Source organism: Natronococcus jeotgali DSM 18795, from assembly GCF_000337695.1.
Classification (GTDB): domain Archaea; phylum Halobacteriota; class Halobacteria; order Halobacteriales; family Natrialbaceae; genus Natronococcus; species Natronococcus jeotgali.
Genome location: NZ_AOIA01000143.1, coordinates 16,003 through 36,404 on the forward strand (window position 1 = coordinate 16,003; position 20,402 = coordinate 36,404).

The 20,402-nt window shown below is 64.9% G+C and carries 23 protein-coding genes; 14 read left to right on the forward strand and 9 right to left on the reverse strand.

Annotated features, from left to right (window positions below):
• The first annotated feature begins 8 nt into the window (after positions 1 to 8).
• The 7 genes from C492_RS16345 to C492_RS16375 all read left to right on the forward strand — a co-directional run bounded on the left by C492_RS16345 (position 9) and on the right by C492_RS16375 (position 8,030).
• Entirely contained in the window at positions 9 to 1,418 is a 1,410-nt protein-coding gene (locus C492_RS16345) for a class II fumarate hydratase (RefSeq protein WP_008425666.1), read from the forward strand.
• Positions 1,419 to 1,678: 260 nt separating this feature from the next.
• Positions 1,679 to 1,912, forward strand: coding sequence for an HVO_2901 family zinc finger protein (locus C492_RS16350; protein ID WP_008425667.1), 234 nt, complete (start codon positions 1,679 to 1,681; stop codon positions 1,910 to 1,912).
• Between the two features lie 114 nt (positions 1,913 to 2,026).
• Positions 2,027 to 2,515: a PH domain-containing protein gene (locus C492_RS16355; RefSeq protein ID WP_008425670.1), complete on the forward strand. Its 489-nt coding sequence runs from the start codon at positions 2,027 to 2,029 to the stop codon at positions 2,513 to 2,515.
• Positions 2,512 to 4,101: a PH domain-containing protein gene (locus tag C492_RS16360; RefSeq protein ID WP_008425672.1), complete on the forward strand. Its 1,590-nt coding sequence runs from the start codon at positions 2,512 to 2,514 to the stop codon at positions 4,099 to 4,101. Before C492_RS16355 ends, C492_RS16360 begins: the two co-directional genes overlap by 4 nt.
• A 320-nt stretch (positions 4,102 to 4,421) precedes the next feature.
• Positions 4,422 to 4,721, forward strand: a complete 300-nt coding sequence (locus tag C492_RS25965) for an HNH endonuclease (protein ID WP_204365619.1) — start codon at positions 4,422 to 4,424, stop codon at positions 4,719 to 4,721.
• A 1,892-nt stretch (positions 4,722 to 6,613) separates the two neighbouring features.
• The gene (locus tag C492_RS16370; RefSeq protein WP_008425678.1) at positions 6,614 to 7,003 is read left to right on the forward strand and encodes a DUF5805 domain-containing protein; all 390 of its coding nucleotides are present in this window, start codon (positions 6,614 to 6,616) and stop codon (positions 7,001 to 7,003) included.
• Positions 6,993 to 8,030, forward strand: coding sequence for a tyrosine-type recombinase/integrase (locus tag C492_RS16375; RefSeq protein ID WP_008425680.1), 1,038 nt, complete (start codon positions 6,993 to 6,995; stop codon positions 8,028 to 8,030). The genes C492_RS16370 and C492_RS16375 overlap by 11 nt, the downstream gene beginning before the upstream one ends.
• 551 nt (positions 8,031 to 8,581) lie before the next feature.
• On the opposite strand, the gene C492_RS16380 is transcribed toward C492_RS16375, so the two are convergent.
• The 3 genes from C492_RS16380 to dph2 form a co-directional block, all read right to left on the reverse strand.
• Entirely contained in the window at positions 8,582 to 9,493 is a 912-nt protein-coding gene (locus tag C492_RS16380) for a hypothetical protein (protein ID WP_008425682.1), read from the reverse strand.
• A gap of 53 nt (positions 9,494 to 9,546) precedes the next feature.
• Entirely contained in the window at positions 9,547 to 10,380 is an 834-nt protein-coding gene (locus C492_RS16385; protein ID WP_008425684.1) for an MBL fold metallo-hydrolase, read from the reverse strand.
• Between the two features lie 67 nt (positions 10,381 to 10,447).
• On the reverse strand, positions 10,448 to 11,497 hold the full coding sequence (gene dph2 / locus C492_RS16390; RefSeq protein ID WP_008425686.1) for a diphthamide biosynthesis enzyme Dph2: 1,050 nt from the start codon (positions 11,495 to 11,497) through the stop codon (positions 10,448 to 10,450).
• A gap of 143 nt (positions 11,498 to 11,640) precedes the next feature.
• Between dph2 and C492_RS16395 the strand changes: the two genes are divergently transcribed.
• The 4 genes from C492_RS16395 to C492_RS16410 all read left to right on the forward strand — a co-directional run bounded on the left by C492_RS16395 (position 11,641) and on the right by C492_RS16410 (position 14,920).
• Positions 11,641 to 12,555: a DUF7139 domain-containing protein gene (locus C492_RS16395; RefSeq protein ID WP_008425688.1), complete on the forward strand. Its 915-nt coding sequence runs from the start codon at positions 11,641 to 11,643 to the stop codon at positions 12,553 to 12,555.
• Positions 12,556 to 12,640: 85 nt separating this feature from the next.
• On the forward strand, positions 12,641 to 13,684 hold the full coding sequence (locus tag C492_RS16400) for a disk-shape morphogenesis protein volactin (protein ID WP_008425690.1): 1,044 nt from the start codon (positions 12,641 to 12,643) through the stop codon (positions 13,682 to 13,684).
• Between the two features lie 200 nt (positions 13,685 to 13,884).
• Positions 13,885 to 14,286, forward strand: a complete 402-nt coding sequence (locus C492_RS16405) for a hypothetical protein (RefSeq protein ID WP_008425692.1) — start codon at positions 13,885 to 13,887, stop codon at positions 14,284 to 14,286.
• 10 nt (positions 14,287 to 14,296) lie between these two features.
• Positions 14,297 to 14,920 (forward strand): METTL5 family protein, encoded by a 624-nt coding sequence (locus C492_RS16410; protein WP_008425694.1) that lies wholly within the window; start codon positions 14,297 to 14,299, stop codon positions 14,918 to 14,920.
• Here C492_RS16410 and C492_RS16415 read toward each other — a convergent pair.
• Positions 14,917 to 16,710 (reverse strand): rhomboid family intramembrane serine protease, encoded by a 1,794-nt coding sequence (locus C492_RS16415; protein ID WP_008425695.1) that lies wholly within the window; start codon positions 16,708 to 16,710, stop codon positions 14,917 to 14,919. The genes C492_RS16410 and C492_RS16415 overlap by 4 nt on opposite strands.
• A gap of 100 nt (positions 16,711 to 16,810) precedes the next feature.
• On the opposite strand from C492_RS16415, the gene C492_RS16420 reads away from it, so the two are divergent.
• Entirely contained in the window at positions 16,811 to 17,095 is a 285-nt protein-coding gene (locus tag C492_RS16420) for a DNA-directed RNA polymerase subunit L (RefSeq protein WP_008425696.1), read from the forward strand.
• A 46-nt stretch (positions 17,096 to 17,141) separates the two neighbouring features.
• Here the strand turns inward: C492_RS16420 and C492_RS16425 are convergent, their stop codons facing one another.
• Together C492_RS16425 and hisF are read right to left on the reverse strand one after the other, a co-directional pair.
• Positions 17,142 to 17,963, reverse strand: a complete 822-nt coding sequence (locus tag C492_RS16425) for a SprT family zinc-dependent metalloprotease (protein WP_008425697.1) — start codon at positions 17,961 to 17,963, stop codon at positions 17,142 to 17,144.
• 112 nt (positions 17,964 to 18,075) lie between these two features.
• Positions 18,076 to 18,891, reverse strand: coding sequence for an imidazole glycerol phosphate synthase subunit HisF (gene hisF / locus C492_RS16430; protein WP_008425698.1), 816 nt, complete (start codon positions 18,889 to 18,891; stop codon positions 18,076 to 18,078).
• 90 nt (positions 18,892 to 18,981) lie between these two features.
• Between hisF and C492_RS16435 the strand changes: the two genes are divergently transcribed.
• Complete coding sequence (locus C492_RS16435; protein WP_008425699.1) at positions 18,982 to 19,161, forward strand: DUF7550 family protein; 180 nt, start codon at positions 18,982 to 18,984, stop codon at positions 19,159 to 19,161.
• On the opposite strand, the gene C492_RS16440 is transcribed toward C492_RS16435, so the two are convergent.
• The 3 genes from C492_RS16440 to C492_RS24290 all read right to left on the reverse strand — a co-directional run bounded on the left by C492_RS16440 (position 19,158) and on the right by C492_RS24290 (position 20,021).
• Positions 19,158 to 19,382 carry a ribbon-helix-helix domain-containing protein gene (locus C492_RS16440; protein WP_008425700.1) on the reverse strand — a complete coding sequence of 75 codons (225 nt, stop codon included), beginning with the start codon at positions 19,380 to 19,382 and terminating at the stop codon, positions 19,158 to 19,160. The genes C492_RS16435 and C492_RS16440 overlap by 4 nt on opposite strands.
• Before the next feature lie 145 nt (positions 19,383 to 19,527).
• On the reverse strand, positions 19,528 to 19,827 hold the full coding sequence (locus C492_RS16445) for a hypothetical protein (RefSeq protein ID WP_008425701.1): 300 nt from the start codon (positions 19,825 to 19,827) through the stop codon (positions 19,528 to 19,530).
• A 26-nt stretch (positions 19,828 to 19,853) separates the two neighbouring features.
• Complete coding sequence (locus tag C492_RS24290; RefSeq protein ID WP_160167005.1) at positions 19,854 to 20,021, reverse strand: hypothetical protein; 168 nt, start codon at positions 20,019 to 20,021, stop codon at positions 19,854 to 19,856.
• A 56-nt stretch (positions 20,022 to 20,077) separates the two neighbouring features.
• Here C492_RS24290 and C492_RS16450 point away from each other — a divergent pair.
• Positions 20,078 to 20,402 (forward strand): molybdopterin-dependent oxidoreductase (locus C492_RS16450; RefSeq protein ID WP_008425702.1); only part of this gene is annotated, 325 nt, incomplete at its 3' end.

The window sequence follows — 20,402 nt, forward strand, 5'->3', positions numbered from 1 at the left end:
CCCCGCACATGGCAGAGGACTTCCGCGTCGAGGAGGACAGCCTCGGGGAGATGCAGGTGCCGAGCGACGCCTACTGGGGCGCCCAGACCCAGCGGGCGATCGAGAACTTCCCCGTCTCGGGGATCAGCTTCGGCCGGCGGTTCGTCCGCGGGCTCGGCGTCGTAAAAAAGGCCGCCGCGCAGGCCAACCGCGACCTAGGGTTGCTCGACGACGACGTCGCCGAGGCGATCGTCGAAGCCGCCGACGAGGTCATCGCCGGCGAGCACGACGACCAGTTCCCGGTCGACGTCTTCCAGACCGGGTCGGGAACGTCCTCGAACATGAACGCCAACGAGGTCATCGCCAACCGCGCCGCCGAGATCACGGGCGCGGAGATCGGCGACCGCGTCGTCCACCCCAACGACCACGTCAACTACGGCCAGTCGAGCAACGACGTCATCCCGACCGCGATGCACGTCGCCGCCCTCGAGGCCGTCGAGAAGGACGTCATCCCGGCGCTCGATCAGCTTCGGGAGGCCCTCGAGGCCAAGGAGGAGGAGTTCGACGACGTCGTCAAAACGGGACGCACCCACCTTCAGGACGCGACCCCGGTCACGCTGGGCCAGGAGTTCTCCGGCTACCGCACCCAGGTCGCGAAGGGTCTCGACCGCGTCGACAAGGTCCGCAACCACCTCGCGGAGCTCGCGTTGGGCGGCACCGCAACCGGGACGGGGCTGAACACCCACGAGGAGTTTCCGGGACGGGTCGCCGAATACATCACCAAGGAGACGGGCGTCCAGTTCCGCGAGGCCGACAACCACTTCGAGGCCCAGGCGGCCCACGACGCCATGAGCGAGGCCCACGGCGCCCTGCGGGTCGTCGCGGGCTCGCTCAACAAGATCGCCAACGACCTCCGACTGCTGGCCTCCGGTCCGCGCAACGGCCTCGGCGAGATCGAACAGCCCGAGAACCAGCCCGGCTCCTCGATCATGCCCGGGAAGATCAACCCCGTCGTCGCCGAGGCGGTCAACCAGGTCCACAAGCAGGTCGTCGGCAACGACGCCGCGGTTTCGGCCGGCGCCGCGGAGGGCCAGATCGACCTCAACCTCTACAAGCCCGTGCTGGCTCACAACTTCCTGCAGTCCGCGGAGCTGATCGCCAACTCGAGTCAGGTCTTCGCCGAGCGCTTCGTCGCGAAACTCGAGGCCAACGAGGAGTACTGCCGAGACCGCGTCGAACAGTCGATGGCGATGGCCACCTCGCTCAACGTCCACATCGGCTACGACAAGGCCAGCGAGGTCGCCAAAACGGCGCTCAAGGAAGGGAAGACGGTCCGCGAGGTCGTCCTCGAGAAGGGGTACCTCGACGAGGACGAAGCCGACGAGGTCCTCGACCCCGAGAAGATGACCCGGCGGGGCATCCTGGGCCGGGAGGAGTAACCGTCCCCGCGGTTCGGACCGCGACCCCCAGCTATCGTATCACGGCCCTGTCACTGCGTGACGGTGTCGACTCGGCCGTGCTCGCGAGGTCGCGATCTCTCACGAACCGAAGCACACGGATCCGAGTACTCTCGGCCGGTGGTCGTTCTTTCTTGTCTGCCGGTCGGATCTAAATCGGCAGAATGAAGCCGTATCAAGCGCGATTCGTCCGCAAGAAAAGAACCCAAGCAGTTTTTACGAATGCTCGCGTCAGACGAAATATGCACACCTGTCGTAACTGCAACCAGTCGTTCCAGACCGAGCTCGCCCTCGAACTTCACCGGGACACCTGCGAGAAAGCCCAACTGTTCTGTCAGGTATGCGGCGATCGATTCCGGGAGCGAGACGCGACCCAGGACGGGTGGCACTACGAGTGTCCGAACGAGAGCTGCGACGGCGAGGGGCTTCGAGAGGACCTCTATCAGATCGACGACGTTCGAGCGGCGACACACTGAACGCTCCGGGCACCCACCTCCTCTCAGCGTTCGCGGTTTCGACCGTTCTGGCGCTCGGATCCGTTGTCGGTCCGAGATCCGACTTTTTATTCGCACACCACCCCTTCGCACCCCATGGAGCGACTCACTCCTCGGGTTCGCGTCGTCTGGCTGGTGCTGGCGCTGTTCCGAGCCGTCGTCCTCGCCGGACTTCTCGTCGGCGCCGCGGTGGCACTCTCCGAAACCGGTCTCTGGGCGGATCCGCCGGAGGCGCTCGTTCCGGGCGCCGCCGCGCTCGCCCTCGCCATCGGACTCGTCCGTCTCGCCGTCGCGTGGCGGCGCTACGCGGTCTGGCGCTTCGAAACCCGAGCCGATTCACTCTACATCGAGCGCGGCGTGTTCACCCGAACCAAGACCGTCGCCCCGTACGTCCGCGTCCAGCACGTCGACTCGAGACGATCGCCCCTCGAGCGGGCGACCGGACTGGCGACGGTCGTCGTCTACACCGCGGGCTCGCGAAGCGCCGACGTCGCGATCCCGGGACTGACTCCGGATCGGGCGGAGCGGCTCCGCGAGGAGCTTCGAGCGCTCGCGATCGAGAGCGAGGGTGAGGACGCGGTATGAAGAAGCTCCACCCCCTCTCGGTCGCGGCCAGGTCGATCTCGCGAAGCGTCAACGTCGGCCTGTTGTTTTTCGTCGCCGGAGTTGTCGCCTCCCCTGGCGGCGCGGGGGCGACGCTCGTCTCCGTGGGCGGGATGGTTCTGCTCGGGATCGTCGCCGCGGTCGTCTACGAACTCGCCTACTACGAGCGGTTCCGGTACGAACTCACGAGCGACACGTTCGACGTCGCCTCCGGCGTTCTCGCAAGACGCGACCGCGAGGTCCCGCTAGGACGGATCCAGAACGTCGACGTCAGGGAACCGATCCTCGCCAGGCTCCTCGGGCTCGCGGCCGTCCACGTCGAGACCGCCGGCGGCGGCCAGACGGAAGTTTCCCTGCAGTACGTCGGGAAGGAAGAGGCCCGACGACTCAGACGCCAGCTCCGTCGGGGCGCCCGGACCGAGGGCGAGACGTCCGCGGAGTCCGCGTCGTCGGACGAACGGGCCTCAAGCGACGACGAGGAACTCCTCTTCGAGATTCAGCCTCGAGAGCTGGCGATCCTCAGCGCGTTCACGATCGACCCGGGAGCCAGCCTGCTGGGCGGGATCGCGCTGTCTTTCCTTAGCGGACTCGACCCGACGGCGCTGGTTCCGGCCGACCTCGTCGACGGACTTCCCGGCGCCGAGGCCGGGCTCGTCGCCCTCGCGTGGCTGGTCGCCCTGTTTCTGGTCGCGGCCTGGATCGTCAGCGCCGTGTTGACGTTCGCCCGCTACTACGGGTTTCGACTCACCCGCGTCGACGACGAACTCTACTACGAGCGGGGACTCGTCCAGCGCTACAGCGGCACGATCCCCCTCGAGAAGGTACAGACGCTGACGATCACCGAACGGGTGCCGTTCCGGTGGTTCGGCTACGGCGCGCTCGCGGTCGAAACCGCGGGGTACGCGCCCGGCCAGGACGGCCGCGGAACGGAATCGGCGATCCCCCTCGCGGGGTACGACCGCGTCCTCGCGCTCGCGCGATCGATCGAACCGTTCGGCGAGCTCGCCCTCGAGGACCCGCCGACGCGTGCGCGCGAGCGCTACGGCGTCCGGTATCTGCTCCTCGTCGCGGTACTGGTCGGGGCAGGCTACCCGCTGGCGATCGTCACGCCCCTCGAGCGGTGGTACCTCCCCGCCGCGCTGGTCGTCCTCGTCCCCGTCGCGGCCCACCTGAAGTGGCACAACCGGGGTCACCAGCTGGGCGACCGGTACTTCCTCACCCGAACCGGGTTCTGGAGCCGATCCACGAAGGTCGTCCCCTACTACCGCGTTCAGGCCGTCCTCCACACCCAATCGATCTTCCAGCGACGCCGCCGCCTAGCGAGCGTCACCGCCGACACCGCCAGCTCCGCGACGCTTCTCGGCCGCGCGGCGACCGCCTACGACGTCGACGCCGACGCGGGCCTCGAGATGCAACGCGAACTCGAGGAGCGACTGCAGGAGCGGCTTCGGGCGCGAAAGCGAGAGCGGACGGTCGGGGAGCGGTTCGGAAGTCCGGACGAGTCGACACTCGACCTCGATCCGAACTCCGATACTCCTCACGACAGCTCGGAGGAGGTCGACCGATAGATCCGTTTCCGTCCTTGGGTCATCGAACAAAAGGTGCCGAGTCACTAACCAGTAGCCAGAATCGATATAGCGACATACAGTTCATCTGGCGAGGTTCGAACAAGCTATTATGTATGTCCAACAGCTATTTCTAATCTAAATCGATCAGAACACGTCTTCTCCGGCGATAAACAGCCGAAAACATGGAACGAAATCCTACCGAGGACCAACAATCCACGAACTCAAGAGCGGGCTCGAATTCTCCGAAATCGAGCAGGCTCGATTGGTCAACTTGGAAAACAGTTCGGAACGAAGTACTAGAACGAGACGGTTATCGGTGTATGAACTGCAGTTCGGAACAACGGTTAGAAGTTCACCATATCGTACCCCTCTCGGCTGGTGGATCAAACGAGCGTTCCAATTTGATAACACTGTGTAAGAACTGTCATACGAAATCCGAAGGCAAACGAATCCAAAACGAGCCCGCTGCGCTACAGCATACGAACTCGTCCCAACTTTTGCTTACCCCGTCTGAGGCGCGTCGTGCCCTCGAGACTGTCGAACATCCCCTTTGGCGTGCTGCGACTGTCTCTTCGTGTATTATGGTATCGGGTCTGGAGAACTCTGTAACCTGGAACTGAACGATTACAACTGCTCAGACCGAACTGTAGCGGAACAGTTCGAAATTGAACATACTACGGACCAAGCACTCGAAGTCGTTCCGGGTCGAAAGAACGCGTCCTCCCGTTCCCGTTCCTGTTCTCGAGCGACTACATTGCCCTTGCTCCCCGAGGTAGAGCAAGAACTGATTCGATATCTAGCTATCAGGCCGGATAGTGGATCTGATAAGCTCTTTCTCTCCACGGCAAAAACTGGGGAGAACCGATAACAAGAGATATGTTGGCACACTCGCTGAAAGACCGAAGTGGAGAACGTCCGCAAGCTTTTGTCAACTGTTTCAAAAAACACTCGCGACTTGCTGAGAATCTCGAACGGTATCTCCTCACCGGCGACGAATCCAGCCTGGAAGATAGCGTGAACGAATCGAGTACGTATACGGATACTACACAGTATCCCTTCTCTCAATACAAAAAACAAATCTACAGGCTCTGTTAGACAGACACGTACGGAGTAGTTTGGCCGTAGATCTATCTAAATCGAATGTATATACTACTACTGAAAAATACACGGAGTCAAACGAGTGTCCCAGATCCAACGGGCACTCTTCCCGCCGAATCTACGACAATCACTGAAAGAAGTTTCGGAGTGAGTACTGCAACCGCATGCTGTCGCTTCGGCCCCCTCCGGTCTTGTTGATCTCTTCGACGCCGCATTTCGCGTTCGTGATCGACCGAAAACCCGCTTGATGGTAACTCGAGGTATACTCCAGCTCGGCTATCTCGATCTGCAATAGCCGTTCCTCTTTTAAACCGTGGCACATTTGCTTGCATTCCAGCCGTTATGCTCCGGACAGCAGGCGACCGAATTTTGGACTATCCCAACAGCCATATCGATCACTTGAACGAGGGGTGATTTTCATCACTTCGCCACTACATATCGTCTTCGTAGACCGTTTCCAAAACCTGGCCTAAGTCGATTCCTTATATTCACCTCTGGAAACGCTGCTACCTACACGAATCACCGTTTGAGATGAAATGATTGCGCCGTCCCGGGATCTGCTGCTCTCCCAACCGATAGGTGGTCCCAATCGTGATGCGGTGCGGTCGCTGTCTGGCCAAATCGGTCGCTCTCGGAGGGCCTCGGCCGGCCACTGAGGGTCGCCGACCGGGCGACCCTCAGTTCCCTCGCCGCTGCGATCACACGGTGGCCATCACTGCCGGGGTAGATCATCTCGTGACTCGGGACGCCAGCACGTGAAACAGAGATTCACCTATACGGGCTTCCCGACTGCCGCTCCTGGCGGCAGTCAGGCTGTAATGCTCAGGATTCGGCTTCCTACGCATTCAGACCAGACACACCACGTGCTCGGTGGCACGGAATACAGGTCGGTCTCTTGTGTCCCATGCTTACTTCACGTTCTTCTAGGGTAGCAGCGTTTCCGTCGAGTCAGCATGCCATCCTTGGCAGCTATCAGTGAAGCTGTAGGTACTTTGTTAACTACTCGCCTTACGTGTAAGGGGTATCCCACCAACTGTGTCATCCGAACTAACGACACGAGGACGCTGTGTCCTCCTCAGCTGATTCGTTACTCAGGTCGTTTCCTGTAGCTCCGGTGATTCCCTCACCTCGTATGGCTAGATGACAACGCACGCACAACTCAAGATGGAAGTTCCTTCCGAGGGAACCAGTAGACTCGCGTTCGAGGACTTGACCCCTCGTGTGCCCCTCCAATTATCCTAACTCGTGGTACTACAGCGGTGCAGGCTTAGTATGTCGATCTATAGGACCATAGAGATCTACAGATGAAAAATTATTACTATCTACTCCCCTATCTTCGGCCTATATTTGGACATAAGGCTACTTAGACCGAATCATGGTCAGATTGAAGGTTTTGGAGTTTGATTGGTTGTGTATGGCTGATTCTCAGGACACCTCTCGGACTGCGGTCAAAACCTACGTCCCCGCGTATCAGAAAGCGGAGTGGCAGGATCACGCCGACGATCTCGACATGAGCCAGAGCGAGTTCCTTCGGACGATGGTCCAGGCTGGACGACGGGGTTTCCAGGGGGGGACCGAGGAACCCGGTTCTCCGGACGCAGACCCTGGGGGTAACGGTCTCGAAACACGTCTCCTCGAGTTACTGTCGGCTGACACCTACACGTGGGACGAACTCCTCGAGGCGGTCAGCGACGACATCGAGTCCCGACTCGACGAGACGCTCGAGGAGCTCCAGGCCGAAAACCGGGTTCGGTACAGCGGGCGCCACGGCGGGTACACGATCGTGGGTGACGATGGCGAGTAGCGCCGACGCCCCCGACGCGATCGAGGATCCGATCGCGTACTTCCTGGACGACCAGCGTTACCACGGCAAGAGCGAGCGCACGCTCGAGGCCTACCAGCGAGTGCTTCGCCAGTTCGAAGCGTTCGCCCGCGAGCGCTTCGACGTCGAGGCGGTGTCGGTGGTCGGTCGGCGCGAGTGTATGGCCTGGGTCCACTCGCTTCGCGAGCGCTTCGAGCCGAGCACGATCGCGACCTACGCCTCCTACCTCAATCGCTTCTACGAGTACATGAATCGTGTCGGCGCGTTCGAGGAAAACCCCATGGTGCTCGTAATGGAGGAGCTGACCGAATCGATCGACGCGAATCCGACCCGACGGGAGATCTCCGTCCCGGAGATGCGCGAGTTCGTCGGCTCGATCGCTCACCCCCTCGAGCGAGCGGTCGTCGTTACCCTGCTGAAGACGGGAATGCGGGTGGGCGAGCTCTGTAACCTCGATCTACGAGACTGTCACCTCGCGGTTCCGGAGCTCGATCTCGAGTGGACGCCGCGGGTAGAACTCGAGCGGCGCCCGGCCTCGCTGTTCGTCGATTCCGAGCCGGCTCGGGGCCGGACGGTAAACGGCGAGGAACGGACGGCCTCGAACAAGCGCGAACGGGAGACGGTGATCCCCGTCGACGACGAACTTCGCCGAGCGTTGCTCGAGTGGCTGGCGATCCGCCCGGATCCGGTGTCTCCGGCGGATCCGCTCTTTCTCGACACTCGCGATAGCTGGGGCGAGCGACTCGAGCCCGCGGACGTGCAGTACGTCGTCGAGAAACACGCCCGGGAGCGGGGCTGGTACCGAACGGGCGGCGGGGCGACTGAGAACGTGACGCCTCACTACTTTCGGCACTTCTTTACGACCCACTTGCGGGATCGCACGGGCGATCGGGGGATCGTCAAATACCTCCGGGGGGACGTCGCAAGCGACGTGATCGACACCTACACCCACAACTGGGGCGATCAGGTCCGGACGGTCTACGATCGGAGTATCTATTCGCTGTGGTGAGCGCCCGGCGATCGAATCCGGGTCGACGTTCGAGCGAGGGGTTTTCGACGCGGTGTGACAGACGTGTCGGAACGGGTCGCGCCGATCGATCTTCCCAAAGTACGGACTGCCAGCTGCTGACTCTCCAGTCGCCGACGATTCCCGTCCGGCAAACTCGCGGATCGATGTGCCGTGGGTACGGACGAACCCGGGGCTCGCTGGGAGATCAGGTCGGAGGCTTACTTCCCCGAGGCCGGTAGTGCATCGGAACGCGGGCGTCACCAGGAATCGACAGGGCGGCCGTTCGCTTCGAGAGTCGTCTCTCCGTCCGGGAACTCGAGGGCCCGGGTTTCCTTCTTCGTGAGGGAGCCATCGAACCTCGTTTCCCTCCCGTTCACGCCCTGGAGACCTCGACGACCCTTCTTCCCCGTAACCGGGACGACGGATTTCGAACGGATAAATCGTATTTGGATATATGAAATTTCGGGATCGCACCCGACGAGTACAGTACGAAATTCGGCCAGAGCTGACGCTCTCGAGCCGAGTATCGATCGTCTTCGAGAACGAGGCGGTCAGTTCGGAAGCGCGAGTTCGGTTTCGGGCGCGCCGTTTGCGAGCGCCGACCGCACCGCGGCGACGGCGTCGGTTACCTCCGAGTCGTTCTCGAGCAAGACGGTCTCGCTGGGGAACAGCTGTTCGCCGAGTACGAGTCCGTGCTCGCGGGCGGTGGAGCCGGTGACCGTCAGGTAGACGCCCAGCCCCGCGTCGGCGATCGCGGCCTCCTCCTCGCGTCCCTCCGCGGGGTAGCGAAAGTCGACGCCGTCGAGCGTCTTCGTTCCCAGAACCGCCTGCACCAGCCGTTCGTATCGGGGTTCGATACAGAGCGGTCCTTCGTACTCCTCGAGGAAGTCCCGGTCGATCGCCGCCTGCTGGGGAGCCGTCTCCGGCGTCGCCATCAGGGTGTGGTAGACGGTGTCGCCCAGTCCCGTGACGACCCGAACGTCGGTGTCGACGGGGTTGATCCGGGCGTTGACGTCGGCGATCCGGTTCAGCGGCTCGGGGCGGAGTTCGACGACCTCCTCGAGGACGAGGTCGGCGCTATCGAACCCGAGCGCGAACTCGTGGGTCCGCAGCGCCCGGAACGGCTCCTCGCGGCCGACGAGTTGGATCTCGGTGCCGTTCCCGTCCTCGAGTGGGATCGTGACGCTGTCGAAGACGATCCGACGGGGCTTTCCGGCCCGGTCGTCCCGCAGGAGGGTGTACTCGGGCTCGGTCGGGTCGTCGACGGCGCTGTAGGCGGCGAGACGATGGTAAACGTCCTCCTCGGCGTCGAGGCGTCCCTTGGTGAGGGCCTTTTCGTGTCGGAGCGTCGAGGTGACGTCGTCCGCGAGGGTCGGCACGTCGAGGCGCGCGGCGATGCGATCGAGCACGCACTCGAGCGGGCGACCCTTTCGCGGAACGGCAATCGGAATCGTCTCGCCCATCGCACTGATTTCCGGCGGGGAGCGGTAAACGAGTTGTGTTTCAGGAAGGAGTGTCAGAGAGTCACTCGGTCGCCGATCTCGACGAGTTCGAGCCGGCGCGGGTGGTCGAAGCTCTTGGCGTGGTGGTGAAGCACCTTCGGATCGGACGTGAGCCCGCGCCACATGTCCCAGTGGCTCGGCAGCAGGGCCTCGAGCTCGAGAGCGGCCGCGGTCTCGACGATCTGGTTCTCGTCGTTGTACCACCGCGTCCGTTTGGGCTCGCGGGTCTCTTTGTCGGGGATCCGTCCGACGGTACCGAACGCGAGCGCACCGAGGTCGATGTCGTACGCCGAGCCGAGCCGCTCGAACTCCTCGGACGGTTTGGTGTCGCCGCCGTGGAAGAAGGTGCCGGCCTCGTGTTCGACGACGTAGCTGACGGGGTGGGTCGCGTCGGGATCGTGAGCGACCTCGACGTGGACGGTGAACTCGCCGATCTCGACGGTGTCGCCCTCCGCGACCTCGACGAGCTGGTCGTCCGCGACGTCGTACTCGTCGGTCCAGGATTCGTCCTCCCGGGCGACCGCCAGACTGTCGTCGGGCGCGTAGAACGTCGCGCCCGTGTTCTCGAGGATCGGCGCCTGGCTCGGCCCGTGGACGTGGTCGGTGTGCTCGTGGGTCGCAAGGACGGCGTCGGCCTCGGCGACGTCCTCGGGATCGAACGGAACGGGGATCATTCGGACGGTGCGGGGCGGGTCGCCCAGTCCGACGTACGGATCGATGAAGATCGTCGTCCCGTCGCTGCCTTTCAGTACGAACCCGTTACAGCCGAGGTACCAGACGGCGACGCCGTCCGGCGACGCGTTCTCGACGTCGCGAACGAGCCAGTCGCCCCAGTCGCTTGCGGTCATACTCGAGGGTAGTGCGGACCGATCGGGTAAGTGTTGTCGTCTCGGTCGGGGTCCGTCGCCGAGTCGGCTACCAGGTGCCGTGGAAGGTGTCGAACGAGAGGTCCTCGAGGGGTTTGTTGCCGACGGCGATCTCGTACTCGCCGGGCGTGAGCATCGGCTTGTGGAACTGCGGGCCGTCGTCGGTCGTGATCCGGGGACAGCCGGTGTTGACGAACGCGTCCATGTCGAAGTTGCGCAGGCGGTCGGGCGTGACCTCATCCATCGTGATGAGGTAGGCGTCGTCGTTGTCCGCGAGGATCTCCTGGGCCTGGTCCCAACGGCCCTGTCCGATCTTCGTACAGAAGATGACGCCCCACTTCTGGGCGTCCATCGCCTTGTGGACCGAGGCGTAGCGCTGTTTCAGGAACTTCTCCGTGTCGGCTGCGGTGACGACGTTGTTGACGGGGTCGGCGATGACGACGTGTTTCTCGGGGTGTTCCATCGCCAGCCCGAGCGGGTGGAACTTCCCGCCGCCGACGTACAGCACCTGGTCGGCGGGGACGTCCGCGCTGGCGTAGTTACAGCCGAGCACCTGGCCCTCGTGGGTGAGCCGCTCGTCGCCGCGACGGCTCTGGACCTCGTACCCTCGCTCTTCCAGGAACGCGGTCATCTCCTCGTAGCGGTTCATGTGCTGGGCGGTGGTGACGAGACCGACGCCCTCCGTCTCCTCGGGGTCCTCGAGCGTCTCCAGGGCCTCCTCCATGATCGGCCGGACCTCGACGTTCGAGAACAGCGGCACGTAGATCACCTTGTCCGTGTTCTTCATCGGCGAGTGGCCGAAGTGGACGAACACGTCGGTGCGTTTCATCAGGTACGTGTCGAGGTCGCAGGCGCCGTAACACGGCTGGCCCGAGAGCATGAACGTCACGTCGTCGCCCGCGAGTTCGCGGAGGTCGTCCGCGACCTTCGGGCCGCGCCGTTTCAGTCCCTCGGGGAACTGCAGGCCGACGGTCTCGGCGTCCCGTTCCTCGATCGCCTCGATGATCCGCTCGAGTTCGTAGTCCCACTCCCGGTCGTGCTTGAGGCTCATGCCCACGTTCCGCAGGTCTCCCTCGCTGTACTCCGACTCCTGGCTCATTGTCTCCGGTTACGGCCACGAACGTATAACGACGGCGCTTCGTGGGCCGGCCCTGCTTCCGAACCGTCTCTCCTCCGTACAGTCTCTTTTTCACATATATACTATCCAAAAAGTCATAGTGGTGGAGAAAAAATCAGCGGGGCATGACACCGGAACAGTCTCCCGACGGCTACCTCGTCGACCTCTACCGACGGTACGTCGGCGAGCCCGAGGGATACACCGACGTCTACGTCGGGTTCGGCCTCTTTTTCGGCGGGATCGGAATCGGTGCGACGGCCCTACTGTTGTTCCTGTGGGGAAGCACCTACGAGGCCAGAACTCTCGAGAGCGCCTACTACGACCTGCTCCAGCCGGCGTACGCGCTGGGGCTGTTGTCGCTGCCGGCGACGATGCTCGGCGTCGTCGTCCTGTTGCCCTCCGACCGGCGAACGCTGTACGGTGCGGTCGGGGGCGCGGCGGTCGCCGCCCTCGCCGTCGCTGGCTTCCTGTACGCGTACCCGCGCCACTGGTACTTCGTCGGCGACGTCGACTACACCGTCGAGGTCGTCACGACGTACGCGGTCGGACTCACCGGACTCGTCGCCGCGACGGGAGCAGCGCTGGTCGCCCACTACCTCGAGCTCGCGAGTCGGGCCGAATCGGCCGAGGACGCGAGCGTCGACCCCGCCGAAGACGGCGGGCTCTCGATGGCCGACGTCCGCGAGGACATCGACGAGGCGATGGCGAGCGTCGAGCTCTCCTGGGGCGGCGTCGAGAAGACCGACACGAAGCGTCTGGAGTTTTCCGACGACGGATTCGACGACGTCTCGATGGAGCCGGGTGAGGGGACGACGACGACCCGGCTGTCGGGAGTCGACGAACAGGTTGCGGGGCTGAAAGGACTCCAGGGTCGGGAGACCGCGACCACCGCGTCGAACTCGACCGTCGACGACCAGACGGCGAAGCTGACCGAACTTCGCGAGCGGAGGAGGGATGAGCAAAAGCGGGTTTCCGACGACTCGAACGGCGCCCTCGGCGGGGTTACTGCTCGCGTCCGAGCGCTGCTCGAGCGGTCGTAACCGGCCGTTCATCGCCTCGCATACACTTCATAAATAAATATATTCTTTCCACTAAACTTATAACCCAACGGGTACGTTCGACGGTATGGCCAAAGGCCTAGACGTCGGCACGATGAACATCCTGTCGGCACAGCAGGACGGAAACGACACGGTGTTCGTACAGCAGCGCAACTCCTTCGTGGAGATCGGCTACTCGGATATGGCCGAGCAGATGCTCGCCCGCAGCGAGGTGTTGCACATCCGCAAGGACGACAAGGTGTACGTCGTCGGCGACGACGCCCTGAACTTCGCGAACATCTTCAACAAGGAGACCCGCCGCCCGATGAAACACGGGATCCTCTCGAACGACGAGCAGAGCGCGATCCCGATGATGAAACTCATCATCCAGCAGGTCGTCGGCGAACCCGACCGCCCGGGTGAGAAGGTGTACTTCTCGACGCCCGCGGATCCGATCGACTCGGAGCTCTCGACGCTGTACCACCAGAAGACGATCGAGTCGTTCCTCGACGACATGGGGTACGACGCCGAGCCCATCAACGAGGGGATGTCGGTCATCTACAGCGAACTCGCGGACAACAACTTCACCGGGCTGGGGATCAGCTTCGGCGCCGGGATGACGAACGTCTGCCTGGCGTACTACGCGGTGCCGGTGATGAAGTTCTCGGTCGCCCGCGGGGGTGACTGGGTCGACGAACAGGCCGCCCGCGCGACGGGGACGCCGGTCGACAAGGTCACTTCGATCAAGGAGGACGACTTCGAACTCGACTTCACGACCGACGTCGGCGGGGTCGAGGGCGCGCTGTCGATCTACTACGAGAACCTGCTCGACTACGTCATCGAGAACATCGTCGGCGAGGTCGACGAGGAGGACATCGAGGAGGGGCTCGACGTCCCGGTCGTCGTCACGGGCGGAACCTCGAGCCCGCGCGGCTTCGAGAAGCTGTTTCGCGACCACCTCCGCGAGGCGAGCATCCCGTTCTCGATCAGCGGGGTCTCCCACGCCAGCGAGCCGCTGTACAGCGTCGCTCGCGGCGGACTGGTCGCCGCCCGATCCGACGAGGACGTCGATCTCGACGAGTCCGAACCCGAACCGGAGGCGAAAGCGGAACCGGCACCGCCGAGCGAGTGAGGTGCCCCCGCGGGCTGTCCCCGCACTGAACCTTTTCCTCGAGCCGACCCGTTCGTGCTCCGGGCCGGCTCGGTCCCGCCGTTTTCCTCGACCGAATAGCCTCGGCTGGCGCCGCCTTGCGAAGCCCGCCGTTTCGACGCCGCAGTATTATTATCATGCATCAGAAATGCTTTTGTATGCAGGACATGTATTCGCCGCCAATGAGTACCACGTCCGGACCCGAACTCGAGTCGCCGATCGACCGCTGTCGGCCCGCGGACGTCACGCCCGTGACGATCGAGGCGACGGCGCTCGAATCGACCGCACCCGAGTACCTCCGCGAACTCAAGGGCGAGCTGTACGGCGAGGGACTGTCGCCGACCCGACTCACCCTCGAGACCCGCTTCGACGAGGACTGCTCGCTCGCCACCCAGGAAGAGGCCGACCGCATCCGACGCTACGTCCGCGCCGGCGCGTTCCTCGGCGTCGACGCCGTGACGGTGTCGGCCGACGCGGTCGCGAACGCCGAGAAGGTCCGGCCAGCGCTCGCGGCCTGCGCAGAGCGCGCCGATCGGGAGGGGATCGCGCTCGAACTCGACGCACCCATTACGCTCGAGCGCTGACGCCGGCGTAATGTCCGGCCCCTCCCGGCGAACGCTCGCCCGCCGGCTCGAGTCGCTGTCCGATTTCGCCGAGCCGTCGGCGTCGCTCGAGCAGTACCTGACGCCCCCGGAGATCGCCGCCCACCTCTGTCACCTCGCGGGGCTCCAGGGCGACCTCGAGCGGCAGGTCGTCGACCTGGGTACCGGAACGGGGATGCTCGCGGTCGGAGCCGCGCTGGCCGGCGCGGATCGGGTCCTCGGGATCGACGTCGACGCCGACGCGCTCGCGCTGGCCCGCGAGAACGCCGGGCGGGTCGGCGTCGCCGACCGTACCGACTGGCTCCGCGGCGACGCGACGCGGGTACCGCTGGTTCCCGCGGGGGCGACCGTCGTCTCGAACCCGCCCTTCGGCGCCCAGCGGGGCAACCGCCACGCGGATCGAGCCTTCCTCGAGGCCGCCCGGACGGTCGGGACGGTCTCGTACACGATCCACAACGAGGGGAGCCAGTCCTTTGTCGAATCCTTCGCCGCCGACGCCGGCGGTACCGTTACGCACGCCTTTCGAACCGAGTTTCCGATCGAGCGGCGCTTCGACTTTCACACCGAGGACGAGACCACGCTCGAGGCCGAACTGTTCCGCGTCGAGTGGGATTAGTCGTAAGTTTCCTCGGTCGCGACCGCGACCTCGGTTTCGTTCGATACCGCGTACACCGTTCCGTCCTCGTGCTCGAACTCGAGCCCGCCGGCCTCGGTCGACTCGTTTTCGGTCGGCACCGGCGCGGTCGTCGGCTCGTCGGCTTCGTCCCCGTCGTCGGCTGCGACCTCGAGGACGAACTCGCCGTCCGCGCTCGCGACGGTCACGGTTCGGCCGTCGATCCGGACGTCGGCTCGCGAGGCGTTCGACTCGTAGGCGAGCCGTGAGTCTCCGTCGGGTCCCTCGAGTCGGACCTGGTAGACCGTCTCGTTGCCGACGGGCTCCCAGCCGGTTCGCTCGGCGGTGACGGACTCGCGCCAGCCGGGGCCGCCGACGATCACCGTCTCCTCGCCGCTGAACGCGAGCCGCCGGCTCGTCACCGCGTCGAGCCAGATCTGACGCTCGTCGCTCGAGACGATCACCCCGCTCGATTCCAGCGCGACGGCGTCCTCGAGCGGACCGACCGCGACGGGCGAGACGAGCTGGTTCTGGACGTTTTCCTCGTAGGTGACGGTGTAGCCCTCGATCTCGACGGCTGCCTCGGCGGTCGTCTCCTCCTCGACGACGAGGACGTTCGCGGGGACGGCCATCCCCATCAGGGCGGCGGTGACGAGCAACACGGCCAGAAACGCCGCGTACCGGTGGTAGCGTCGATCGCTCCCGTCGGCTCGCGCCCCGCGAACGATCGCGGCGACCCGGTCGAGCCCGCCGGGGTCGCCGCCGTCCGTTCGACCCGAGCCGCGGGCGAGCTCGAGGACGCGCTCCGACGGCGATCGCTCGCTCGAGTCTCCCTCCCGCCGGAGTCGTCGGGGCACCAGCGGTCGCTCGGAGCCCGTCGCCGCCACCGTGACGACGACCGCGAGGACCGCGACGACGACCACGCCGGGACCCCGAAGCAGGACGAACGTGTTCTGGTCGCCGAACCAGTAGATCGCCCACAGCGACTTCGCGAAGCCGAACAGCGCGACGGCGAGCCAGAGGTGAAACGGGTTCGGTGACCGGTTCCGGCGCCTGAGCACCAGAACGCCGAGCACGATTCCGACGAAAAACCCCAGGCCGTGGCCCTGGATGGCGATCGTCGCCCACGACGGCGGCCCCGGCGGACTCGCCTCCGCGACGTAGACGCCGATCGGGCGCCGGAGGGCCTCGAGCACCGTCAACAGCGCCCCCTGAAGCCCGACCGCGGCGACGAGGGTCGCGATCGGGTAGTGGACGATCGCGAACCCCGCGAACGCGAAGACGACCCCCGAGAAGCCGATCACCGGACCGAGCGCGAAGAGGCTGGTCGTCAGCCCGACGGCGACGACGACGGCGGGGAACACCACCAGCGCGCGCACCCGGGGATCGGCTAGCCGCGAGTCCGCCCGTTCGCCGTCCTCGGGGTAGTGCCCCCAGGCGTACTCGGCGATCGGCGCGACGGCGGCGGCGCCGACCAGGTTGCCGAGCAGGTGGCCCGCGTCGGCGTGGGAAAACGACGCCGTGAGCATTCCGAGCGGGGAGAAGTACGACCAGGCGCGATAGGGGATCGTGACGGGATCGGTGAAGTCGGTGACGCCGTCCTGGACGAACAGGTAGACACAGCAGACGCCGACGAGGACGAGAATCGACCCCCACGGAACGCCCCACACCAGCCGCGCTCGCGCGACCTCGCTCCAGGGTCGTTCCGGACGGTAGAGCAGCCTGACGACCGCCGCCGAGCCCACCAGTACCGCCAGCACGACGAGTCCGAAGCCGACCGCGACCGGGTCCATACCCCGTGATTCGACCGCACCCGTATAGGAATTGTTGCCGTCGCGCCCCGAGCGGGGTCGAAAGGAAAGGTACAAGCGACCGACGACCCCACTAGCGCGTATGGAACTGCGGGTCACCGAGAGCAGCGAGAACGAACTCTCGATCGAGATCGCCGGCGAGGACCACACGTTCATGAACGTCCTCAAGGGCGCGCTCTTAGAACACGAGGACGTCAGCGCGGCGACCTACGACGTCAACCCCGAACAGTCCGGCGGCCAGACCGAACCCATCCTGACGATCAAGACCGAGGGCGACGTCGACCCCCTCGAGGCCCTCGAGGAGGGTGCAGCAGGCGTCCGCACGAAGACGACCGCGTTCCGAGAGGCGTTCGAAGCGGCAGTCTGACACTCCTTCAGGGCTGTTCTCGTCGCGGTACTCGAATCAGGATCCCTCAGCAGGCCGCGTAGACGACGTGGACCGTCCCGTCGACGACGTGGAGGTCCAGCCCCTCGCCCGGCGGCCCCGCCAGGATCGCGTCGCCGTCGTCGGTGCTCGAAAGCGCGGACGCGACGTCGTCGGCCAGCGCGGCCTCGCCGTCGTAGTCGCCGATCGTCGACTCTAGGGCGAACCGAACGCCTATGAACTCCCCCTCGCAGTCGACCCCGAACTCGCCGGGGTCGGCGGGATCGGGGTCGGCGCCGTCGTACTCGCTCGCGACGAACGCTCGGTTCTGGTACTCCGCGAACGCCGCGAGGTCGTCGTCGTACTCGCTCGAGCCGTCGGTTCGCTCGTCCTCGAGTCGCTCGTGGACCGACCGCTCGGTCTCCTCGAGGTCGATCCCGGCAGCCTCGGTTCCCTCGCCCGGCGCCTCGGGCGGCGAGGGCGAGCCGAGTCCCGGCAGCAGCGACGGCGAGAGGACCCCGGTCGCGAACAGGAGCGCGACGAGTCCGACGACCGCGAGCACCGGCAGGTACGGTTTCGCGACCTCGAGCCAGCCCGGGACCTCGAGGTCGCGCTCGACGTCGTCGTAGTTCTGCTCGACCTTCCGGAGGTCGTGGCCGTTACAGCGCGAACACGGGGGGTTGTTCCTGACGTGGTCCCGGCCGCAGTCCTGACAGCGCCAGACGTACGTCGTCCCGGTGTCGACGGTCCGGGACGCCGTTGCCTCGTCCTCGCGGACGACGGCCTCCTCGAAGACGTTGTGGCCGCACTCGTCGCAGGGTGGGTCGTTCTCGTCGTGTGGTTTCCCGCACCAGGTGCACCGCCACTTCACTGATAGAAGGGCACGACTGCGGCGAGATAAGCGTACTGGATCCAGGGGTCCGCCCGTCGACGACGTCGGCCGGACGGGCGCTCGGAACGCCCTCGAGGGCGGCTACCCGGGCTCAGAGCCGGACGGGAACGCCCCGCTCGTCCAGGTACTCCTTGCACTCCCGGATCGAGTGCTCGTCGAAGTGGAAGATCGAGGCCGCCAGCCCCGCGTCGGCGCCGGCTTCGGTGAACACCTCGTAGAGGTCTTCGGGGCCGCCACAGCCCGAGGAGGCGATCACCGGGGTGTCGACGGTCTCGCAGACCGCCTTCGTCAGCGGGATGTCGTAGCCGTCCTTGGTGCCGTCCTTGTCGATCGAGTTAACGAACAGCTCGCCGGCGCCCCGATCTTCGGCCTCGCGAGCCCACTCGAGGACGTCGATCCCGGTCCCCTCGCGGCCGCCCTTCTTGGTGCACTCGAACCAGCAGGACTCGCCGTCGACCTCGACGTAGTGTTCGCCCTCGCCGTCGAAGCGCCGTCTGGCGTCGACGCTGATGACGATACACTGGCTGCCGAAGGCGCGGGCGCCCTCGGTGATGAGTTCGGGTCGCTCGAGGGCGCCCGTGGTGATCGAGACCTTGTCGGCCCCCGCCCGCAGCGTCTCCTTGATGTCCTCGGTCGTGCGGATTCCCCCGCCGACGGTCAGGGGAATGAACACCTCGTCGGCGACGTCGCGAACGACGTCGAGCATCGTCTCGCGGCCCTCCGCCGAGGCGGTGATGTCCAGGAAGACGAACTCGTCGGCGCCGGACTCGTTGTAGGCCTTGGCCATCTCGACGGGGTCGCCGGTGTACTCGAGGTCCTCGAAGTGGACGCCGGTGTACACCGCCGGGTTCCCGTCCTCGTCGAGGTCGACGTCGATACACGGGATGACGCGTTTCGTCAGAGTCATTCGTTGTGCGAGGGTTCGTCCCCGGGGTAGTAAAGCCGTCTGGAACGGGCGGTCGGTGTAGTTAAGACCTCGAGTCGAGAAAGCGCGGGTATGGCAGACGACAGCGAGACGGTCGATCACGACTCGGGAGCCGACGTCGGCCACGACCTCGACGACGAACGGACGACTGCACCGATGAGCGACTACAGCGCCCGCGACGTCGGCGTCGGCTTCGCGGTCATGCTCGTCGGGGCCCTGATCGCGTTCGGGATCCCGCTGGTCGCGTTCTAGAAGACGTACTCGTCGTCGTGGCCCATCATCCCGTCGTCCTCGAGGCCGCCACCCATACCCTCGTCCTCGTCCTCCATCGGACCGCTCGTCTTGTACGCCTTGATACCCGTCGACAGGAGGTCCTCGATCGCTTCCTCTCGGTTGACGAACTCGCCCCGCTCGACCATCTGCGCGATCTGCATCTCGAGATGTTCGGGGATGGTGATCTCTACTTTCGGCATCTGATTCGGCTTTCGGCGAGGGGGTATTTAGCTTTGACGGGGAATCTACGCCGTGGGAAAAGAAAAAGTTCCGCGCGCGTAACTATTGTTTTCGGTCGCGGGCCGGCCCGCGGCTCAACCCGACGACGGGAAGCGGGCGCCGGCGCTACTTGTTCCCCATCATGGAGTCGATGGCGTTCTTGAGGGTCGTTCCGGGCTGGGTGATCGCGTCGAGCTGTTGGCGCATCTTGCGCTGGTTGAAGTAGCTCGCGAACGCGAGGATCGTCGGCGGCCAGAGCCCGACGAACAGTCCCCGCTCTCGATCGCCCCGCACGAAGAAGTAATACCACGAGAGCCCGACCGAGGCGAGAGAGGCCATGAGTGCGGGCCCCATCGCCTGTTGGCCGACGCCGTCGGTCATCTGTCCGGTCGCCTCTCGCTCCATCATCTGTTGTTTGCCTTCCATACGATGCAGTGGTCCACGAGACCGTACTAAGGGGTGACGAGGGTTTCGCGAACGAACCGTCCGATTACCGAGCCGTTTCGACCGTTACGCGATCGTTCCATCGGCGCCGCGTCGAGGGAATCGACGGTTTCCGTCGACGGCTTCGGTTCGCGGTCGCCGGCGTCCGCGCCGGGACCGTCCAGCCGCGCTCGCATCGCCGTCTCGCCCTCGCAGCGTCAGACCTACGTGAACGGACCGCCTGCGTTCGCCCATGAGCGACGCAACCGACGTTACGGACCTCTACCGGGAGTTCGGCGACGAACGCCTGCCGCCGGGCCAGCGCGAGACGACGGCGTTTCCGGTGCTCTCGAAGAGCGGCACGCCGGAGTTCGACCCCGAAACCTGGGAGTTCACCGTCACCGGCGCCGTCGAGGACGACCTGTCTTTCTCCTGGGAGGAGTTCCGGACCCTCCCGACCGCGACCCAGCGCCAAGACTTTCACTGCGTCACGGGCTGGAGCAAGTTCGACTGCGAGTTCACCGGCGTTTCCTTCCCCGAACTCGCCGAGCGAGCGGGGGTCTGTCTCTTATACACAT